At 25.2% G+C, this 663-nt stretch carries 1 protein-coding gene; it reads right to left on the reverse strand.

Annotation, left to right across the window (positions count from 1 at the left end; all coding sequences use genetic code 11):
* Nucleotides 1-176: 176 nt before the first annotated feature.
* Nucleotides 177-437 (reverse strand): YcgJ family protein, encoded by a 261-nt coding sequence (locus ARSQ2_RS04120; RefSeq protein ID WP_202880373.1) that lies wholly within the window; start codon nt 435-437, stop codon nt 177-179.
* Between the last annotated feature and the right edge of the window lie 226 nt (nt 438-663).

Consider the following 663-nt stretch of genomic DNA (forward strand, 5'->3'; position numbering starts at 1 on the left):
TAACTTTACAATATCGTTTTTAACGCCATATTTAAATTTATAAAAAAGCAAATACAACCCCATTTGCTATTCTTACTGATATTTAGTTACTAAATGACTTTTTGTGTACTGCTGGCACACTTTTCTTCTTACTTCTTTCTCATTAAAATATCTATCAACGTAGCATTTTTTATTCTTTATGTCACAAAAACTCCATTATCAAATGTAAAGGCGGTTTTATCAAATGAACCTTGAGACAGTAAGCGCTTAGCTTTTATTTTGCCTAAATATTTTTCTGTTAAACTGGCCGATACTCCTTTAATTCTATCAGCACATATGTATCTATCAAAAAATACATTAGGTGCTGGTGAAGTAAGTAATTTTGGTGATTTGGCCAAAATAAAAGCTGAATAGAAATATAAAACTACATTTAGTAACAATAATATAAAATTTTTCATGAAAATACTCATTATTTAACCTCTAACTAAAAAATATAAATAAAGTATCTAATACAAAACTGATAAAGCTACACATAAATTTCTATTTTACCTTTTGTCGAGTAAAAATAAAGCTATGGCACAACATGAACGATTATTTAACATTAATGTAATAAAATGTTATTTAAAATTAATCCATTGAGCTTATTTAATTAAATTATGTATAAAATATAAAATACCATACTAT

It is taken from the genome of Arsenophonus endosymbiont of Bemisia tabaci Q2, assembly GCF_902713415.1.
Classification (GTDB): domain Bacteria; phylum Pseudomonadota; class Gammaproteobacteria; order Enterobacterales; family Enterobacteriaceae; genus Arsenophonus.